Genomic DNA, 16,293 nt, shown 5'->3' on the forward strand with positions numbered 1-16,293 from the left:
CCCGGGCTTCGATGAGGGCCTCATGCACCATCCTGGACCCCCTCGATTCCTGTCGACGGGGGAGACGACGCAGTTGGCTCCGCGGGATCCGGACCCGGAAGCGACGTACGAGTGGCGGATCGCCGACGCGCCGCCGGACAGCGAAGCGACCGTCGGCGAAGAGCCCGTGACGACGTTCACGCCGGACGTTCCCGGCCGGTACCGGCTCGGCCTCGACGCGCCGGACGGCGACCACCTGCTGACGGTCCGGGCGTTCGCGGCGAGCTACGAGGGCGTCGACGTCGCCGGTGGGAGCGGCACGGCGATCCGCGACCGCGACACCGATCACGCCGCGATCGACTACGGCGCCGAGCGCGCCCTCGAGGGCGTGGGTCGCCCGCGCGTTCGACTGGACGCGTCCGTCGAGCGGACCGCGAGAGACGAAGAGGGCGAGGCGAGCGGCGACGAGCGCGCCGAAATCGTCGTCCGGGCGACGCCGTCCCCGAACCCGGACTCCGCGCTCGAGGCGTCGGACCTCGCGGTCACCCTCGTCGTCGACGACCGGGACGTCGAGCAGGCGGTGGCGGAGGGGCGACGGAATCCCCGGGACGGGCTCCGGACGACTGACGACGGGCGCACGCTCCGGATCCCGGCAGACACCGTGCCGGACCGACTGCGCGTCCACGGGGTCGCCATCGCCCGCGAGCCCGGCCGCGAGCAACGGGTGAGCGTCGCCGACGCGGTCGCGGTCGAGCGCGTCGACCGGAGCCAGATCGCGGAGGCGGACGAGACCGAGCCCACCGACCCGGACCTGACGGCCCCCGTCGGCGCCGACGGTCCCGTGTTCGAGACGATCCGGCTCAACCAGCCGCCGGAGTGGACGACGGACGCGACCGTCTACGAGGTGTTCGTCAGGACGTTCGCCGACGCCGACGAGGGCGAGGCGTTCTCGGCGATCGCGGAGCGGATCCCGCGGATCGCGGCGCTCGGCGTCGACACGCTGTGGCTCACGCCCGTCCTCCAGCACGACGGCAAGCCCCACGGGTACAACATCGTTGACTTCTTCGACGTGGCCGACGACCTCGGCGACCGCGACGACTACGAGGCGCTCGTCGAGACGGCTCACGACCATGGGATGCGGGTGCTGTTCGACTTCGTCGCGAACCACACCGCGCGCGACCACGAGTGGTTCCAGGACGCCTACCGGAACCCGGACTCCCCGTTCCGCGACCGCTTCGAGTGGCAGGAGTCCGGCGAGCCCGGGACGTACTTCGACTGGGAACTCATCGCGAATCTGAACCACGCGAACCTCGACGTGCGTCGGTTCCTGCTCGACGTGATCGACGAGTGGGCGCCGCTCGTGGACGGGTTCCGCTGCGACATGGCGTGGGCCGTCCCGGACTCGTTCTGGCGCGAACTCCGCGATCGGGTGAAGGCGAAGGACCGCGAGTTCCTGCTGATGGACGAGACCATCCCGTACATCCCCGGGTTCCACGAGGGGATGTTCGACGTCCACTTCGACGCGACGCTGTACTTCCAGCTCCGCCAGGTGGGGCGCGGCGCGGAGCCCGCCTCGTCGCTGCTTGACGCGATCGACCGACGCACGGAGATCGGCTTCCCCGACCACGCGGGCTTCCTCCAGTACATCGAGAACCACGACGAGACGCGCTACCGCGTCGAGTGCGGGGACGCCGCCGCGGCCGCCGCCGGCGCCGCGACGTTCACGTTGCCCGGCGTGCCGATGGTGTACGCCGGCCAGGAGATCGGCCAGCGGGGTCGACGCGACGCGATCGCCTGGGGCCACGCGCGAGACGCGGTCCGCGAGCGCTACGAACGCCTGGTCGCGACCCGTTCGGACCACCCGGCGCTCGGCCCCGAGGGCGGCCTCGAACGCGTCGGCTACCACGTCGCCAGCGGCGACCTCGACGAGCGACCCATCGTCGCCAGCGGGAACATCCATCCGGACGACGTGGTCGCGTTCCGCCGGACGAATCATGAGGAGTCGCTCATCGTCGTCCTCAACTTCGCTCCCGAGACGGCGAGCGTCGCGGTCGCCACGGACCACGCGGAGCGCGACCTCCTCACCGACGAGGCCTGCGTCGTGGTCGACGGCGAGGGGACCGAGCGGATCAGCGTCGACGAGGTGGCGGTCGTCCGGGAGACGTCAGAATGAGCGACGGGAGCGGTTCCGAGGACGCGGGACCCGCGGTCCTTCCGGACCGGACCGCGGCACTCGTCGCTCGTGCGCGGTCGGACCGCGACGAGGCGGACGATCGATTCGAGGCGGCCCGGTCGATCGCCGAGCGTCTCGGCGCACACCCGATCCGACCGGACGGTGCGGATCCGGCGATCGATTCCCCGACAGGCGTCGCCTTCGGCTTCTGGACCCCCGACCTCGTCGACGCCGGGGTCCCCGTCGAGGACGTACGACTCGAGCTGTTCACGCCCGCGTCGGGCGACGGGGCCGAGGAGACGTCGGTCGATCCCGGCCGCGAGGACCTCCGCGAGGTCGCGTTCCGCGTCGACCGGCTCTCGGTCGAGCGCGACGGCGAGTTCCACTGGGTCGCCGTCGAGGGGATCCCCGTGGGGACGGCGGATCGGCTCGGCGCGCTCTACCAGCTCGCGTACCGGACGCCAGAGGGAGACGACGAGTGGGAGACGGCCAGGGATCCGCTCGCGTACTCGGTTCCGTTCGGGGCGTTCGCGCCCGCCGAGGCGTACGACTGGCCGCGCCTGGACGCGACGCGGCCCGACCGCGACCACTTCGCCTCGCTCGGGACCGACGACGAGGCGCTGCCGACGACGGCGGACGACGGGCTCCCGCGGGTCGATCCCGCGACGAGCATGGTGGAGATCCACCCCGGGACGTCGACCGAGGCGGGGTCGCTGGCGGCCCTCGCGGATCGGTTCGAGGAAATCGGAAAAAAGCTCCGCGCCGACGAGCCGCTCGCTCCCCACGAGCGCAACTACGTCGGGTACGACGCGATCCAGCTCATGCCCGTCGAGCCGCTCACGCAGGCGTACGGGCGGCAGTGGTACTGGCGCCCCGGCGGAACGCACGAGCCCGGTGAAGCGGGCGAGGCGGGGGAGGCGGGCGCGAACGCCGACGCCGCCTCTCGGGGCGGCGAGCCAGTCGATCCCGCGTCGGCGTTCGACCGAGAGCGCGACGCGGAGCGCGTGACGGTCGGCGTCCAGCGCCCGGACCAGACCAACTGGGGGTACGACGTCGTGGTGAGCGCGTTCTCGGCCGCGAACCCGGCGATACTGGAGACGGGGCGGCCCGACGAGCTCGTCGAGTTCATCGCCGCCTGCCACGCGATGCCCGACCCGATTCGGGTCGTCTTCGACGTCGCGCTCGGGCACGCGGACGAGGGCGCGGCGGAGCTGCTCCCGGACCCCTTCTTCGAGGGACCGGGGATGTACGGGCTCCACCTGGATTACCGCCAGCCCGTCGTTCGGGCGATCGTCCTCGAGTTACAGCGTCGGAAGGCGAACTTCGGCGCCGACGGGATCCGCATCGACGGCGCGCAGGACTTCACCTACCACGACGAGGAGACCGACGAGCAGGTCCACGACGACGCGTTCCTCGCCGAGATGGACCGGGTGACACACGTGGTCGCGGGGACCGAGTACCGGCCGTGGATGATCTACGAGGACGGGCGGCCGTGGCCGCGGGAGGACTGGGAGTTGGCCTCGACCTACCGGACGCTGATCGACCAGCACCCGCACGCGTTCCAGTGGTCGCCCGTGACGTTCGCGCACAACAAGCCCGCGCTGCTCACCTTCTGGGCGACGAAGTGGTGGCGGATGCGCGAGGTCGCCGAGTTCGGAAGCCAGTGGATCACCGGCGTCGCGAACCACGACACGCTCCGGCGCGGGTCGCAGGTCGAGGTGACCGACGACTGGGGCGGCGCGCTTATCAACCCGTACCTCGCCGACTCGCCGCCCGAGACCATCCGCGAGGCGTACGACAGCCCCGCCGCGCTCGTTTGGTTCCACGTCGCGATGCCGGGCGTCCCGATGGACTTCCTCCACGCCAACTACCGGGCGCCGTGGGGGTTCGTCCGCGACACCGACCCCTCGTGGAACGTGAAGGTCGTCGCCGAGGAGGCGCCGTGGATCGACTGGCACGTCCCGGAGGGGGCGTACGGCGAGCGCGACGCGTTCCCGCGGCTGAAAGAGCTCGGATTCGAGACGCGCGCCGAACTGAAGGAGTTCGTCACGACGCTCGCGGCCCTGATCGACGCGACCGACTACGATCTCCACCTGATCGCGGAGCTGCTGTCGGTCAAGGGCACGCCGTTTCGAGGGGTCGCTCCCGGTGACGGCGACGAGCCGGGCGACGGCGAGCTCGCTGCCACCGATCTCCAGGCGTTCTCGTTCGCGTGGAGCGCCGACGTGGCCGAGTACCTCGTCCTGGACCGCTGGGAGGCTGAACAGGGCGACGCGCGGACCGCGTTCGACCGCCGGGTCCGCGAGTTCCGCCAGTCGCGGCCGTGGCTCCGCGGCGACGTCGACCCGGACCGCGGCGAGGCGTTCGGCTACCGGCACCCCACGGAGGGGACGGTGGCGTACCAGGCGGTCAGGCGCGACCCCGACGGCGACGAGGCGCTCCTCGTCGCCTGCAACGTGGAGGGAACGCCGGTTGAGGTGTCGCCGACGGGCGTCCTCGAGGACCTCGGCGTCGACGGCGGGCGCGACGTCGGTAGTGAGCTCGACGGGGCGACCGACTGGACCGTCGCGCTCGCGGCGCCCGACCTGCCCTCCGATGTCGGAGACGACGCGGAGCCGGTCACGCTCGAGACCGCGGACGCGATCGTGTGGCGGGCGAGCCCCGGCGACGACTGAGTCGGCTCCGCGGACGGGTCGCCCGAAACTGTCGCTCGGACACAACGCTTGAGTCGGTGGGGGTCACAGAGGGACCTATGCGACTCGATCGCTCCGACGGCGTGTTCTGCCACGTGACCTCGCTGCCGGGCCGACACGGGATCGGCGATCTCGGCGACGGCGCCGCGGCGTTCCTCTCGTTCCTCGGCGACGCCGACGTCGACCACTGGCAGATCTGTCCGATCGGCCCGACGACGGACGCCGGCAAGGAGTCGCCGTACCAGTCGCCGTCGGCGTTCGCCGGGAACCCCCTCCTCATCGACCTCGACGGGCTGGTCGCCGACGGCTGGCTCGAGGAGGCGGACCTCGGACCCGTCCCCGACTTCCCGGACGACCGGGTCGACTACGGGGCTGTCCGGGTGTACAAGCTCCCGCTGTTGCGCCGCGCGTTCGAGCGGTTCGACGAGGAAGCGGGAGACGAGGCCGCTGTAGCCCTCGACGAGTTCCGCGAGCGCGAGCCGTGGCTCGCGGAGTACGCCCTGTTCCGGGCGCTCTCCGAGGCCCGTTCCGAGGGGACGTGGGTCGAGTGGCCGGAGCCGCTCCGGACGCGCGACCCCGAGGCGCTCGCCGAGGCGCGGGAGCGACACGCGACGGAGATCCGGTTCCGCGAGTTCGTCCAGTGGACGTTCGACAGGCAGTGGCGCGAACTCCGGGAGGTCGCGGCCGAGGAGGGGATATCGATCGTCGGCGACGTGCCGATCTACGTCGCGCTCGACTCGGCCGACGTGTGGGCGAACCCGGAGGCGTTCCGGCTCGACGAGGCGAATCGCCCCTCGGCGGTCGCGGGCGTCCCGCCGAACCCCGGCGACGACGGACAGCGCTGGGGGAACCCCGTCTACGACTGGGAGCGACTCGCCGAGCGCGACTACGACTGGTGGATCGCGCGGTTCCGGCGGCTGTTCGACCTCGCCGACGTGGCGCGCCTCGACCACTTCCTCGGGTTCGTGAAGTACTGGGCGATCCCGGCCGACCGCGACGACCCGGCCGCCGGCGAGTGGCGCGACGGGCCGGGTCGCGACCTGTTCGAGACGGTGGAGCGCGAGCTGGGACAGGCGCCGTTCATCGCCGAGGACCTCGGGTTCGAGGAGCCGGCGATGGACGGTCTGATGGCCGAGTTCGGGTTCCCGGGCATGCGCGTCCCGCAGTACGCCGACTGGTGTCAGGAGGGGAACCCGTACCAGCCGATGCACTACCCCGAGGGCGTCGTCGGCTACACCTCCACCCACGACACGAACACGTGGGTCGGCTACTTCGAGGACCTCCCCGAGCGCCAGCGCGACTGCTTCCGGTACAACGTCGGCGCCGAGGGCGACCGCGGCACCGAGTGGGAGATCATCGAGGAGGTGTGGCGCTCCGAGGCGGTGCTCGCGATGACGACGGTTCAGGACCTGCTCGGGCTCGGCAGCGAGGCGCGGTTCAACGAACCGGGAACCGTCGAGGGCAACTGGGAGTGGCGGCTGACCCGGGACGACCTCGACGACGAGGTCGCCGACCGGCTCTGGGAGTTCGCCGGGAGACACGTGCGGTAAGTCGGAGGCCGGGATGCTTCCGGACGCCCCGGTCGTCCAGGTCGCCGTGATCCTCGCGGCCACCGCGGCCATCTGGATCGGGAGCGGCTGGCTCGAGGAGGCGGCGGAGACGCTCTCCGCGTACTACGGGCTGCCGGCGGTCGTCCAAGGGTCGGTCGTCGTCGCGGTCGGGTCGAGCTTTCCCGAACTGGTGTCCGTGGTCGTCACCGCGGTCGTCGGCGTGTTCGACATGGGGGTTGGCGCGCTCGTCGGCTCCGCAATCTTCAACGTGCTCGTCGTCCCCGCCGTCTCGGGCTTCGGCGCCGACGGTCCCCTGGAGTCCAGCCGGACGATCGTGTACAAGGAGGCGCAGTTCTACATGATCGCCGTCGCGACGCTCGTCGTCACCTTCTCGCTCGCGGTCATCTACGTCCCGGTCCCCGCGGAGACGATCGCGGGGGAGCTGACCCGACCGCTCGCGCTCATCCCGCTGGCGCTGTACGCGCTCTACCTGTTCATCCAGTACCAGGACGTCGGCGACGCCGACATCGAGACGGTCCGCGAGGGGGTCGACATTCGCCGGAAGTGGGGGAAGCTCGCCGTCGGGCTACTCGTCATCGTGGTGACCGTCGAGCGGCTGGTCGCGTCGGTCGAGTCGCTCGGCGCGACCTTCGGCGTCCCGGAGTTCCTCGCGGGGGTCACGGTCGTCGCGGCGGCGACGAGCCTCCCGGACACGCTGGTGAGCCTCCGGACGGCACAGGCGGGTCGCGGAGCGACGAGCCTCGGAAACGTGCTCGGGTCGAACACGTTCGACCTCCTCGTCGCCATTCCGCTCGGGGTGCTCATCGTCGGGCGCGTCGAAGTCAACTTCTCGACGGCCGTCCCGATGTTCGGCGTGCTCACGGCGGCGACGGTCCTGCTGTTCACGGTGCTCAGGACCGACCTGTCGCTCACGAGTCGCGAGTCGTTCGTCCTGCTCGCGGCGTACGCGCTTTTCATCGCGTGGGTCGTCGCCGAGACGGTCGGCGCGACGGGGCTGCTGCGAGGCGTCTGACCGCTGCTATCGGTTCCGACCGATGATGAAGTACAACACGAGACCGAGCAGCGGCGCGAGGAAGGCGACGATCGCCCACAGGAACGCGGGCTGGTCGCTGCGCCCTTGGGCGTCCGAGTAGATCCAGACGATGATGGCGAGGTGAACGATCAGGGCGAACAGCCCGAACAGGAGGCTGATCGCGGCGGCCGCACCGCCCTGAAGCAGTATCGGGGACATCAGCGGTGTCCACTCCCGGGCGGGCTAAGTGTCTTTGGGAGACGACTCGCGGTCTCGAAGTCGGAGGCAGTCGCGACCACGAACCGTTTTGGTCCGGCGGCGCTCCGGTTCGGACATGGACCTACGAGTCGACGCCGACCGCCTCCGCGCGGACCTGGAGGCGAACGCGGCGTTCGGTCGAGTCGAGTACGACGACCCGGAGAAACGCGGTCGAACGAACCGGACCGGGAGCGAGGCGAACCGGGCCGCCCGCGACCGACTGGTGGACCGACTGGAAGACGCCGGCCTCGACGCCGTCGTCGACGAGGTCGGGAACGTCCTCGGGACGTGGACCCCGGACGCCGCGGACCCCGCGGCCGCCCCCGTCGTGAGCGGGAGTCACCTCGACAGCGTCCCCGAGGGTGGGATCTTCGACGGTCCGCTCGGGGTGTACGCCGCCCTGGAGGGCGTGCGGGCGATGCGAGAGGCGAACGTCGAGCCGGCGCGCCCGGTCGGCGTCGTCAGCTTCACCGAGGAGGAGGGCGGGACCTTCGGCGACGGCCTGCTCGGCTCGTCGGTGGCGACGGGCCAGGCGAGCGCCGAGGACGCGCTCGCCTTCGAAGACGACGCCGGAGAGACGCTCGGGGAGGCGCTCGATCGGATCGGCTACCGCGGCGACGACGCGATCGACCCGGCGACGTGGGCGGCGTTCTACGAGCTCCACGTGGAGCAAGACACCGTCTTGGAGGACGCGGACGCGGACGCCGGCGTGGTGACGACTATCACGGGGATCACCCACTGCGAGGCGCGGATCGAGGGGGAGGCGAACCACGCCGGTGCGACCGCGATGGGCGACCGGACCGACGCGCTCGCGGCCGCGAGCGAGTTCGTCCTCGACGTGGAGGCGGCCGCGAACGCGGTCGTCGACGAGTCGAGCGCCTCCGCGGTCGGCACCGTCGGGTCGCTCGCCGTCTCGCCGAACGCGACGAACGTCGTTCCGGGGCTCGTCGAGGCCGGCGTCGACGTGCGCGACGTCGAGGCCGAGTCGATGGAGACGATCGTCGCGGCCGCGCGCGAGTCGCTCGCCCGTCTTGAGCGGGAGCGCGGCGTCGACACGGCGTTCGAGCGTCCCTTCGACGTGGCGCCCACGCCGATGAGCGACCGCCTCCGGGACGCCGCCCACGCCGCCGCGACCGACGCCGGGCGGACCGCGATCGACCTCCACTCCGGCGCGGCGCACGACGCGATGCGCGTCGCCCGCGTCACCGACGCGTCCCTCCTCTTCGCGCCCTCGCGCGACGGGATCTCGCACAATCCCCGCGAGTGGACCGACTGGGAGGACTGCGCGGCCGCGACCGAGGTGCTGGCGGGCGCCCTGGCGCGTATCGCGGTCGACGGCGAGTAGCGGTCGACGAATAAGCGCCGCGCGTACACTAGGACCGAGGGAATCGCGGCGCACCGGTTCGGGTCGCGTTCCCGGGGAGCCGGAACCGGTAGTCTCGACGGACCGGAACCGGCAGCGCAACGGCGAGCGTGTCGCCTCCGAGCGGGAGCGGGTGTCATTCCTACATGATTTATATATCGTGAAGCGTAACTCCGTCGGAAAAACGGAACGCACACGATGGGGTCAATGAGTGGAAAGCGGTCGTTATCGCGGCTTCAGAGGGGTTTTATCGAGTCACACGGTAACTAAATACACGGTGGATTTATATACTCTGAACACTTACTATTGGTTAACGAATCGGCGCTCGCGGCACCAGTATTTCTGCCGGGAGTTCGATTGGAGAGAACCCATGACAGAAACACGCACACGAGACTACGGCGGAGAGACAGAACGAACGAGCCGAAAAGAGACGGCGGAGACCGAGTCGGAGTCGTCGGTAGCGGAGCGGACCACGACCTGTCCCGAGTGCGGCGGTAGCCTCATCACCGACACGGAGCACGGCGAGACGGTGTGTGACGACTGCGGGCTCGTCGTCGAGCAGGACTCGGTCGACCGCGGGCCGGAGTGGCGCGCGTTCAACTCCGGTGAGCGGGACAGCAAGTCCCGGGTCGGCGCCCCGACGACGAACATGATGCACGACAAGGGGCTCTCGACGAACATCGGCTGGCAGGACAAGGACGCCTACGGCAAGTCGCTGTCGAGCCGCCAGCGCCAGAAGATGCAGCGGCTCCGCACCTGGAACGAGCGGTTCCGCACCCGCGACTCCAAGGAGCGGAACCTGAAGCAGGCGCTCGGCGAGATCGACCGCATGGCCTCGGCGCTCGGCCTCCCGGAGAACGTCCGCGAGACCGCGTCGGTCATCTACCGCCGCGCGCTGAGCGAGAACCTCCTGCCCGGGCGCTCCATCGAGGGCGTCGCGACCGCGTCGCTGTACGCGGCCGCCCGGCAGGCCGGGAACCCGCGGAGCCTCGACGAGTTCACCGCCGTCTCCCGCGTCGACAAGATGGAGCTCACGCGGACGTACCGGTACGTGATCCGCGAGCTGGGCCTGCGCGTCCAGCCGGCCGATCCCGAGAGCTACGTCCCGCGGTTCATCTCGCGGCTGGAGCTCTCTGAGGAGACCCAGCGGCTGGCCCGCGAGCTCCTCGACGCCGCGAAGGAGACCGGCATCACGAGCGGGAAGTCCCCGGTCGGGCTCGCCGCGTCCGCGGTGTACGCGGCCGCGCTCCTCTCGAACGAGAAGGTGACGCAGAGCCAGGTCTCCGAGGTCGCCGACATCAGCGAGGTCACCATTCGGAACCGGTACAAGGAGCTCCTCGAGGCGAGCGAAGGGCTGACGGCCTGAGAGCGCCGATCGGCGCCAGCTCCCGCGTCGAGTCGAACGCCTCCTTCTGGTTCTTCTCTTCACGTCGCGTTTCTGTTCCCGTCCTCCGTCGACGACCTCCGGAGTCGCCACGCACGTTTTTACGTTGGCCGCGTGTACCCCCGGCCATGGTTGACGCGTTCGTCAGACTCGTCTGTCCGGAGTGCAGCAAAGAGTGGCAGGACAACCCCGCTGACCTCCAAGACCTCCGCTCGAACTTCAGCTGTCCCGAGTGTCACGCGACCCGCCGGCTGACGGAGTTCATGCGGACCGAACGCGACCTCGAAGCCGTCAAGCAGTTCCAGTAAGTCGCGTCGCCGGAGACGATGCGGGCCGTCTCTGCGGAAGGGTCGGCCGCGTTCGTGGACGTTTGCCCCCGAGACGGTCCGGTTTGAAACGGCTTCGAGAGGGGTGAAATCAGCGCGACACTCAGCGCGCCGCGACACCGAACGGCATCGCGACACCGAACGCGACACCGTGCGAGTTCGTCTCGGAGGTCGCTCCGCGAGCTCGGAGCGAGAGATCCTTCCCGATTGTTAACCCAGAAAGGCCGCTTGCGCCCCGAGAGCGCCGAATACGCGGGGTACCCATGGTAACGTGACTCAAGATAATAATATAAACCTCCGGTAGCAAAGGGCTGTTACTCATGAAGAAGCAGGAGCTCATCCATCTTCACGGCCTTCTCGCAGAGGTACGAAAACAGTGCGAGTTCTGGAACGAGGACATCGACCTCGAAGCCTACGAAGAACTGGGTGTCAAGCCGACATCGATCCACAAGTCGAAAACCGACCACAAAGCGGCCGTTTTCAAGCTGACTGAGGGAATCACCGAACCGATGGACGAGTCCGAGTCGGAGCCGCTGGCCCCGACCGCAGACTGAAACTTCGCTTTCGCTGCCGACCGTTCGTCGCCCGTCTAGTGACGACCGCGCACCTGTCGCTGTCTCGATCGCACCCGCGGCGGTTCGTCGGCATCCCGGTTTTCGCCGGCGTGCTACGGGTCTTCGTCCGGTAGCGAGTCGGATTCGCCGTCGTTCTCGCGTCCGTCAGCCGTCTCGATCTCCTCGACGTCGAGCACTTTCAACGGGATGTTCTGGAGGCGCTGTCCGATCTCCTTTCGAGCGATCCGGGTCGCATGCTCGGTGCGTTCGACGTTGAACACGTCCATGTGGAGCTCGAGGGCCACGAGCGCCTCGTCGGCGGCAACGAACGCCGGTGGGAGCTCCTCGCCCGCGGGCGAGGTGCGGCTTCCCGTGTCGATCTCGACGTAGCTGAGATCCGGATTCAGCATCTCACCGGTCTTCGAGATCGCGATGCGAACGGCTTCGTCGGCGGTCCCAACGTCGTACACGGGGACGGCGGCCTCTACGACGACTCGACAGTCCATCACGATGACACGTACCACACGAGCCAGTATGAAACTTCGGCCGACAGGTCGAAACGTCGAAACGACGGCCGCGCACGCGGTCGACGCGACTCACTCGCCGCCCGCACGGAGGTAGTAGAACACGTACGTCTGAGCGTATCCGGCGTACTCGCCGCCGAAGCGCTCCCGGATCGCACGGGACGTTTCGGCGTAGTTGCCCCGCTCGCAGTCCGGGTAATACTCCTCTATCGTCGTCCGGATCCACGTGTCGAGCGGCACGGCCTCGAGGAAGCCGAGCGAGAAGAGGAGCACGCAGTCCGCGACCTTGTCGCCGACGCCGACGAACCGCGTCAGCTCCTCGCGCGCCTCTTCGTACGGGAGCTTCGCGGCCGCCAGCGGGTCCGCTTCACCCGACGCGACCATTTCGGCCGTCCGTTGGACGTAGGGCGCGCGATACCCCAAGGAGAGCTCCCGCAGTTCGTCTTCCGTCCGAGCGGCGAGCTGCTCGGGCGTCGGGAACGCGTGGTATCCCGTCCCGTCGAGCGTGACGACGTCGCCGTACGTCTCTCGGAGGCGACGCTGCATCCCGTGGATCCGCGCGACGCGCATCTGCGCCGAGCAGATGAACGAAATCAGACAGGGGAACGCCGGATCCCGGGTGAGCCGCATCCCCTCGTACGCGTCGTACGCCCGTTCGAGCAGGGAGAGGTCCGGGGTCGCATCGAGGATCGCGTCGAGGTCGTCGTCGAGCCGGAACAGGTGTTCGAGGAGCGGCACCGCGTCGGTCGACGACTCCCAGTGGAGCGTCCCGTCGTAGACCCCGCCCTCGTGTCTGACCCGGAGGGCGACGCGCTCGTCGACGACGCCGGGGATGGGGGCGACGACCGTCTCGTACCACTCGCCGCCGCCGTGCGCCTGTAAATTCCCGTAGGTCTCGCCGTCGGTGCGGTTCCAGAGGTAGCTCTGGCCGCTCTCGACGGTCGCCTGTAGGTCGAACGGACCGGCCAGATCCGCGACATCGATCGCGCCTCGTTCCATTACCGATCAGCTGGGGTCGCAGCCGTATTCGGATTTCGGTACCAGTCGACGCGAGATCGACACGGCGGGCCGATCGCCGGCAACCTCCGCAGGCGAAGCGGGGTTTTTGCCCGGTCGCCGCGTAGTAGACGTATGTCGACGTACCGCCGGACGACCCGCGTGCCAGCTCCCATCGACGAGGTGTGGGCGTTTCACTCCACGATCGACGGCCTCCGCGCGCTCACGCCGGGCTGGATGAACCTCCGTATCGCCGGCGTGGAGGGGCCTGACGGGGCACCGGAGCCGGAGGTACTCGTCGAAGGCTCGCGAATACGGATGTCGATGCGGCCGTTCGGCGTCGGACCCAGACAGCGGTGGGTCTCCCGGATCGTGGAGCGAGAGCCCGACGGCGACGCGCCGGTCGAGGAGAGCGCGCGCTTCGTCGACGACATGGTCGGCGGTCCCTTCCGGCGGTGGGAGCACACCCACGCCTTCTACGCCGACGGGGAGGAGACGCTCCTGGTCGACACCGTCTCGTACCGGCTGCCGCTCGGGCCACTCGGCGACCTCGCCGGGCCGTTCGCGAAGGTGGGATTCGAGGGGATGTTCCGCGACCGACACCGGCGGACGATCGCCCACTTCGAGTAGCGAGTCCGGGTCCGGAGCCCGGTGAGGACAGCGTGTCGGAACTCGGACGACGGGTTCCGCCCGTCTCTGACGGTGACCCCTCAGCTCGCCGAGCTCGTCGCCGTCAGCGCGATCCCGGCGAGGACGACGGCGCCGCCGACGAGCGTGACGGGAGTCGGCACCTCCGCGAGGAAGAGCAACGCGAGCAGCGTCGCACCGACGGGCTCGCCCAGCAGGGACACGGACGCCACGCTCGACTCGACGTGCGCGAGCGCCCAGTTAAGCACGGTGTGTCCGAGCAGACCGGGGCCGAGCGCCAGGCCCGCGAAGAGCACCCACTCGCGGGGCGGGTAGCCGGCGAGGGCGTGTCCTTCCGCGACGACGACGACGAGGAGCGTCGCGGTACAGACCCCGTACACGACGACCACGTACGGGACGAGCGAGACGCGCTGTCGGAGCGACCGCCCGGCGAGGACGTAGCCGGCCGCCGTCACGGCGCCGAACAGCGCCAGTCCGTTCCCGTAGAGCGGTCTGGGGCCGACGAGCACCCCGCCGAGGAAGTCGCCGACCGACATCGCGACCATCCCCGTGACGGCGATCGCGATGCCGGCGACCATCCGACGAGTCACACGCTCGCGGAGGATCAGCCACGCGCCGAGTGCGACGAACACCGGCTGGGCCTGGACGAGCGTGACGCTCGCGGCGACGCTCGTCCACTCCAGACTCTCGAACCACGCGGCGAAGTGAAGCGCGAGGGCGACGCCCGACAGCGCCGCGAAAACGAGGTCACGGTGTCGGATGCGGGCGAACTCAGCCCGATTCCGCCAGAGAGCGACCGGAAGCAGCGGCAGCGTCGTGAACAAGACGCGGTAGAACGCGGCTACCGAACTCGGCGCCTCGCTGAGCCTGACGAGAATCGCTCCGGCGCTCACGGCTGCGACTGCGGTCGCGAGAGCAGCCGCCGGCGGAACCCGTGGTTCGGTCGACATTTCTCCATCGCCGATTTCGGTGCCCATCGCTTACCGCTTTCGAGACGGGGCGGCGTACTCGCCGCCGTCCCGACGGTGATTTGCGGCACCGGAACGAACGACATCGCATGTGCGCAGACACGTTCGGTGTGGGCATTCACCTCACCGACGACGAACTGGAGTTCGTCGTCCACGTCCCATCGGACATCGACTCCGGCTGGACCGACCCCGAGGCGTTTCAGTCTCTCCTCGCCGAGACCGTCTGGGATCTGCTCGATCAGCAGGCGGTTCTCGGGACCGTCGCCGACCGGTACGAAACGGGAGAGACGGTCACACTCGGGACGGTCACACTCGAGCCGGACGGCACGGTGGTGTCGCACGAGCTCGACGCTCCGGGCGGGGAATCGGCCGATCGGACGGAAGGATTCGGACGGTGAGAACCCGCTGACCCCTCAGTCGTCGCCGTCCGCCGTTGACCGCTCGTTCGTGTCCGCGTCGGGAGCGGGCGCCGAGAGAACGCCGCCGATCAGCCACATCCGGTCCGGATCGTACGCGGTGAGATCGTACCGCGTCGGGCCGACGGTCTCACCCCACGTGTCGAGCACGTCGAGCCGTACGAGCCCCGACAGCGCCGCGCCCAGCGTCCGCGGCGTCGTTTCCGGGTCAGAAAGCGCAGCGTGGACTTGTCGCGACTGCGGATAGTTCCGCGTACACTGCTCTACTCCGTCACGCGCCTCCGACCAGTGTCGGCGGACGTACCCGAACGTCGTCGGATCGTCCTGTCGCAGTCGGTCGAACGCACCGGCGACGGGGTGGTCGACGCGTCCGACGTCCTCCGTGGGATCGAAGAGCGATCGGACGTCGGCTGCTACCTCGGGACGATACGAACAGCCGACGACGATGTCAGTGACTTCGGCCAAGCCCCGCAGCGCTGCGACGAACGACCGAGTCGCGGGGACTCCCCGCTCGGCCACTACCGGAGCAATATCATCGACGATGATCGAGGGCGCTGGTCCCTCAGCGTCGTCGACGTGCGTCGTAACGGCCTCGGCTACTTGATCGAGCGTCGCGGACGCGTCGAGCATCGTGTACGCGAGCCGCTGTCCCGGAACGACCTGCGTCGTCGCGGTCGCTCCGCGGGTGGTGTCGCTCACGGAGACGATCGCTTCCCTGGACGGCCCCGGGCCGGGCGAACTGCGCCAGCCTCGTCGCCACTCCTCGAGTCCGGTTCCAAACAGCACGGATATCACCCGATCCGGCGGCGCACCGTCACGGACCGGCGGCTGCCCCGTCGCGGACAGTTGCACCGTGACATCGTGGTCGGGCTCCGTCGGAGCGGGCATCAATATCGTTAGCTTCAGCGACAAAATTCATAAACTTATGGGTAGACCTCTCAATATTGAAATTTGGCTACGATCGATCTCGTCGTACACGTTGACCGGATGGCGGTGGAGTGCCGAAGCTGCACGCAAAACCTTTGACATCCTCCCCGCGCTGAAGCGCGAGGCTTTCTCCTCGATTCTCCGTAAACGTGTCCACAGACGCTCCGCTCTGCGGGTGAAAACGTGTGGGGCAATCGCCCCGGATGAATGGGCAGGCGGCGAACCGCGGTTCCCAGAGGATCGCTCACTCCAGTACTTCCCGGTACGCTGGTGGGCTTAACTTCCGTGTTCGGAATGGGTACGGGTGTGTCCCCACCGCTCTGGCCGCCTTTACGCCGACGCTCGGATTCGAACCGAGCCTTCCTCTCCGTAGTGGAAGACGCCTGTGTCGGTGGTTCCGATCTCGCGATCGGCCGACCGTGTATATGTGCGATCCAGTTACCGCCTGAACTCAACCGAGTGTGGTAGTGTCAGTGCCGTATGATTGTGGCTTCGGTCTGT

Annotated in this window: 15 protein-coding genes and 1 rRNA gene; 10 read left to right on the forward strand and 6 right to left on the reverse strand. The window is 69.2% G+C overall.

Annotated features, from left to right (window positions below):
* Window positions 1-22 precede the first annotated feature (22 nt).
* From malA to R6U01_RS13980, 4 genes are all read left to right on the forward strand, one after another.
* Window positions 23-2,152, forward strand: a complete 2,130-nt coding sequence (gene malA / locus R6U01_RS13965; protein WP_410287058.1) for an alpha-amylase MalA — start codon at window positions 23-25, stop codon at window positions 2,150-2,152.
* Window positions 2,149-4,827: a glucosylglycerol hydrolase gene (gene gghA / locus R6U01_RS13970; protein WP_410287059.1), complete on the forward strand. Its 2,679-nt coding sequence runs from the start codon at window positions 2,149-2,151 to the stop codon at window positions 4,825-4,827. The genes malA and gghA overlap by 4 nt, the downstream gene beginning before the upstream one ends.
* A 77-nt stretch (window positions 4,828-4,904) precedes the next feature.
* Window positions 4,905-6,395, forward strand: a complete 1,491-nt coding sequence (malQ, locus tag R6U01_RS13975) for a 4-alpha-glucanotransferase (protein ID WP_410287060.1) — start codon at window positions 4,905-4,907, stop codon at window positions 6,393-6,395.
* Window positions 6,396-6,408: 13 nt separating this feature from the next.
* Window positions 6,409-7,428, forward strand: a complete 1,020-nt coding sequence (locus tag R6U01_RS13980; RefSeq protein WP_410287061.1) for a sodium:calcium antiporter — start codon at window positions 6,409-6,411, stop codon at window positions 7,426-7,428.
* A gap of 6 nt (window positions 7,429-7,434) precedes the next feature.
* Here R6U01_RS13980 and R6U01_RS13985 read toward each other — a convergent pair whose 3' ends face one another.
* Complete coding sequence (locus tag R6U01_RS13985; RefSeq protein ID WP_410287062.1) at window positions 7,435-7,647, reverse strand: PLDc N-terminal domain-containing protein; 213 nt, start codon at window positions 7,645-7,647, stop codon at window positions 7,435-7,437.
* Between the two features lie 115 nt (window positions 7,648-7,762).
* Here R6U01_RS13985 and R6U01_RS13990 point away from each other — a divergent pair, with 115 nt between their 5' ends.
* The 4 genes from R6U01_RS13990 to R6U01_RS14005 all read left to right on the forward strand — a co-directional run bounded on the left by R6U01_RS13990 (window position 7,763) and on the right by R6U01_RS14005 (window position 11,313).
* A complete protein-coding gene (locus R6U01_RS13990; protein WP_410287063.1) occupies window positions 7,763-9,031 on the forward strand; it encodes a Zn-dependent hydrolase in 1,269 nt (422 codons plus the stop codon).
* 388 nt (window positions 9,032-9,419) lie between these two features.
* The gene (locus R6U01_RS13995; protein ID WP_410287064.1) at window positions 9,420-10,415 is read left to right on the forward strand and encodes a transcription initiation factor IIB; all 996 of its coding nucleotides are present in this window, start codon (window positions 9,420-9,422) and stop codon (window positions 10,413-10,415) included.
* Window positions 10,416-10,561: 146 nt separating this feature from the next.
* Complete coding sequence (locus R6U01_RS14000) at window positions 10,562-10,741, forward strand: hypothetical protein (RefSeq protein ID WP_410287065.1); 180 nt, start codon at window positions 10,562-10,564, stop codon at window positions 10,739-10,741.
* Between the two features lie 338 nt (window positions 10,742-11,079).
* Window positions 11,080-11,313 (forward strand): UPF0058 family protein, encoded by a 234-nt coding sequence (locus R6U01_RS14005; RefSeq protein ID WP_123621853.1) that lies wholly within the window; start codon window positions 11,080-11,082, stop codon window positions 11,311-11,313.
* A 113-nt stretch (window positions 11,314-11,426) separates the two neighbouring features.
* Here the strand turns inward: R6U01_RS14005 and R6U01_RS14010 are convergent, their stop codons facing one another.
* Window positions 11,427-11,819 carry a DUF555 domain-containing protein gene (locus R6U01_RS14010; protein WP_410287066.1) on the reverse strand — a complete coding sequence of 131 codons (393 nt, stop codon included), beginning with the start codon at window positions 11,817-11,819 and terminating at the stop codon, window positions 11,427-11,429.
* A gap of 90 nt (window positions 11,820-11,909) precedes the next feature.
* Window positions 11,910-12,836 carry a DNA-3-methyladenine glycosylase family protein gene (locus R6U01_RS14015; protein WP_410287067.1) on the reverse strand — a complete coding sequence of 309 codons (927 nt, stop codon included), beginning with the start codon at window positions 12,834-12,836 and terminating at the stop codon, window positions 11,910-11,912.
* A gap of 132 nt (window positions 12,837-12,968) precedes the next feature.
* Here R6U01_RS14015 and R6U01_RS14020 point away from each other — a divergent pair, with 132 nt between their 5' ends.
* On the forward strand, window positions 12,969-13,463 hold the full coding sequence (locus R6U01_RS14020) for an SRPBCC family protein (protein ID WP_410287068.1): 495 nt from the start codon (window positions 12,969-12,971) through the stop codon (window positions 13,461-13,463).
* Between the two features lie 80 nt (window positions 13,464-13,543).
* Here the strand turns inward: R6U01_RS14020 and R6U01_RS14025 are convergent, their stop codons facing one another.
* Entirely contained in the window at window positions 13,544-14,431 is an 888-nt protein-coding gene (locus R6U01_RS14025; protein WP_410287069.1) for a DMT family transporter, read from the reverse strand.
* Window positions 14,432-14,538: 107 nt separating this feature from the next.
* Between R6U01_RS14025 and R6U01_RS14030 the strand changes: the two genes are divergently transcribed.
* The gene (locus R6U01_RS14030; protein ID WP_410287070.1) at window positions 14,539-14,847 is read left to right on the forward strand and encodes a hypothetical protein; all 309 of its coding nucleotides are present in this window, start codon (window positions 14,539-14,541) and stop codon (window positions 14,845-14,847) included.
* Between the two features lie 15 nt (window positions 14,848-14,862).
* Here the strand turns inward: R6U01_RS14030 and R6U01_RS14035 are convergent, their stop codons facing one another.
* Both R6U01_RS14035 and rrf read right to left on the reverse strand, forming a co-directional pair.
* Complete coding sequence (locus R6U01_RS14035; RefSeq protein WP_410287071.1) at window positions 14,863-15,753, reverse strand: hypothetical protein; 891 nt, start codon at window positions 15,751-15,753, stop codon at window positions 14,863-14,865.
* 249 nt (window positions 15,754-16,002) lie between these two features.
* A 5S ribosomal RNA gene (rrf, locus tag R6U01_RS14040) occupies window positions 16,003-16,124 on the reverse strand.
* Window positions 16,125-16,293 lie beyond the last annotated feature (169 nt).

Source organism: Halorubrum sp. (genome assembly GCF_046498025.1).
Taxonomy (GTDB): domain Archaea; phylum Halobacteriota; class Halobacteria; order Halobacteriales; family Haloferacaceae; genus Halorubrum.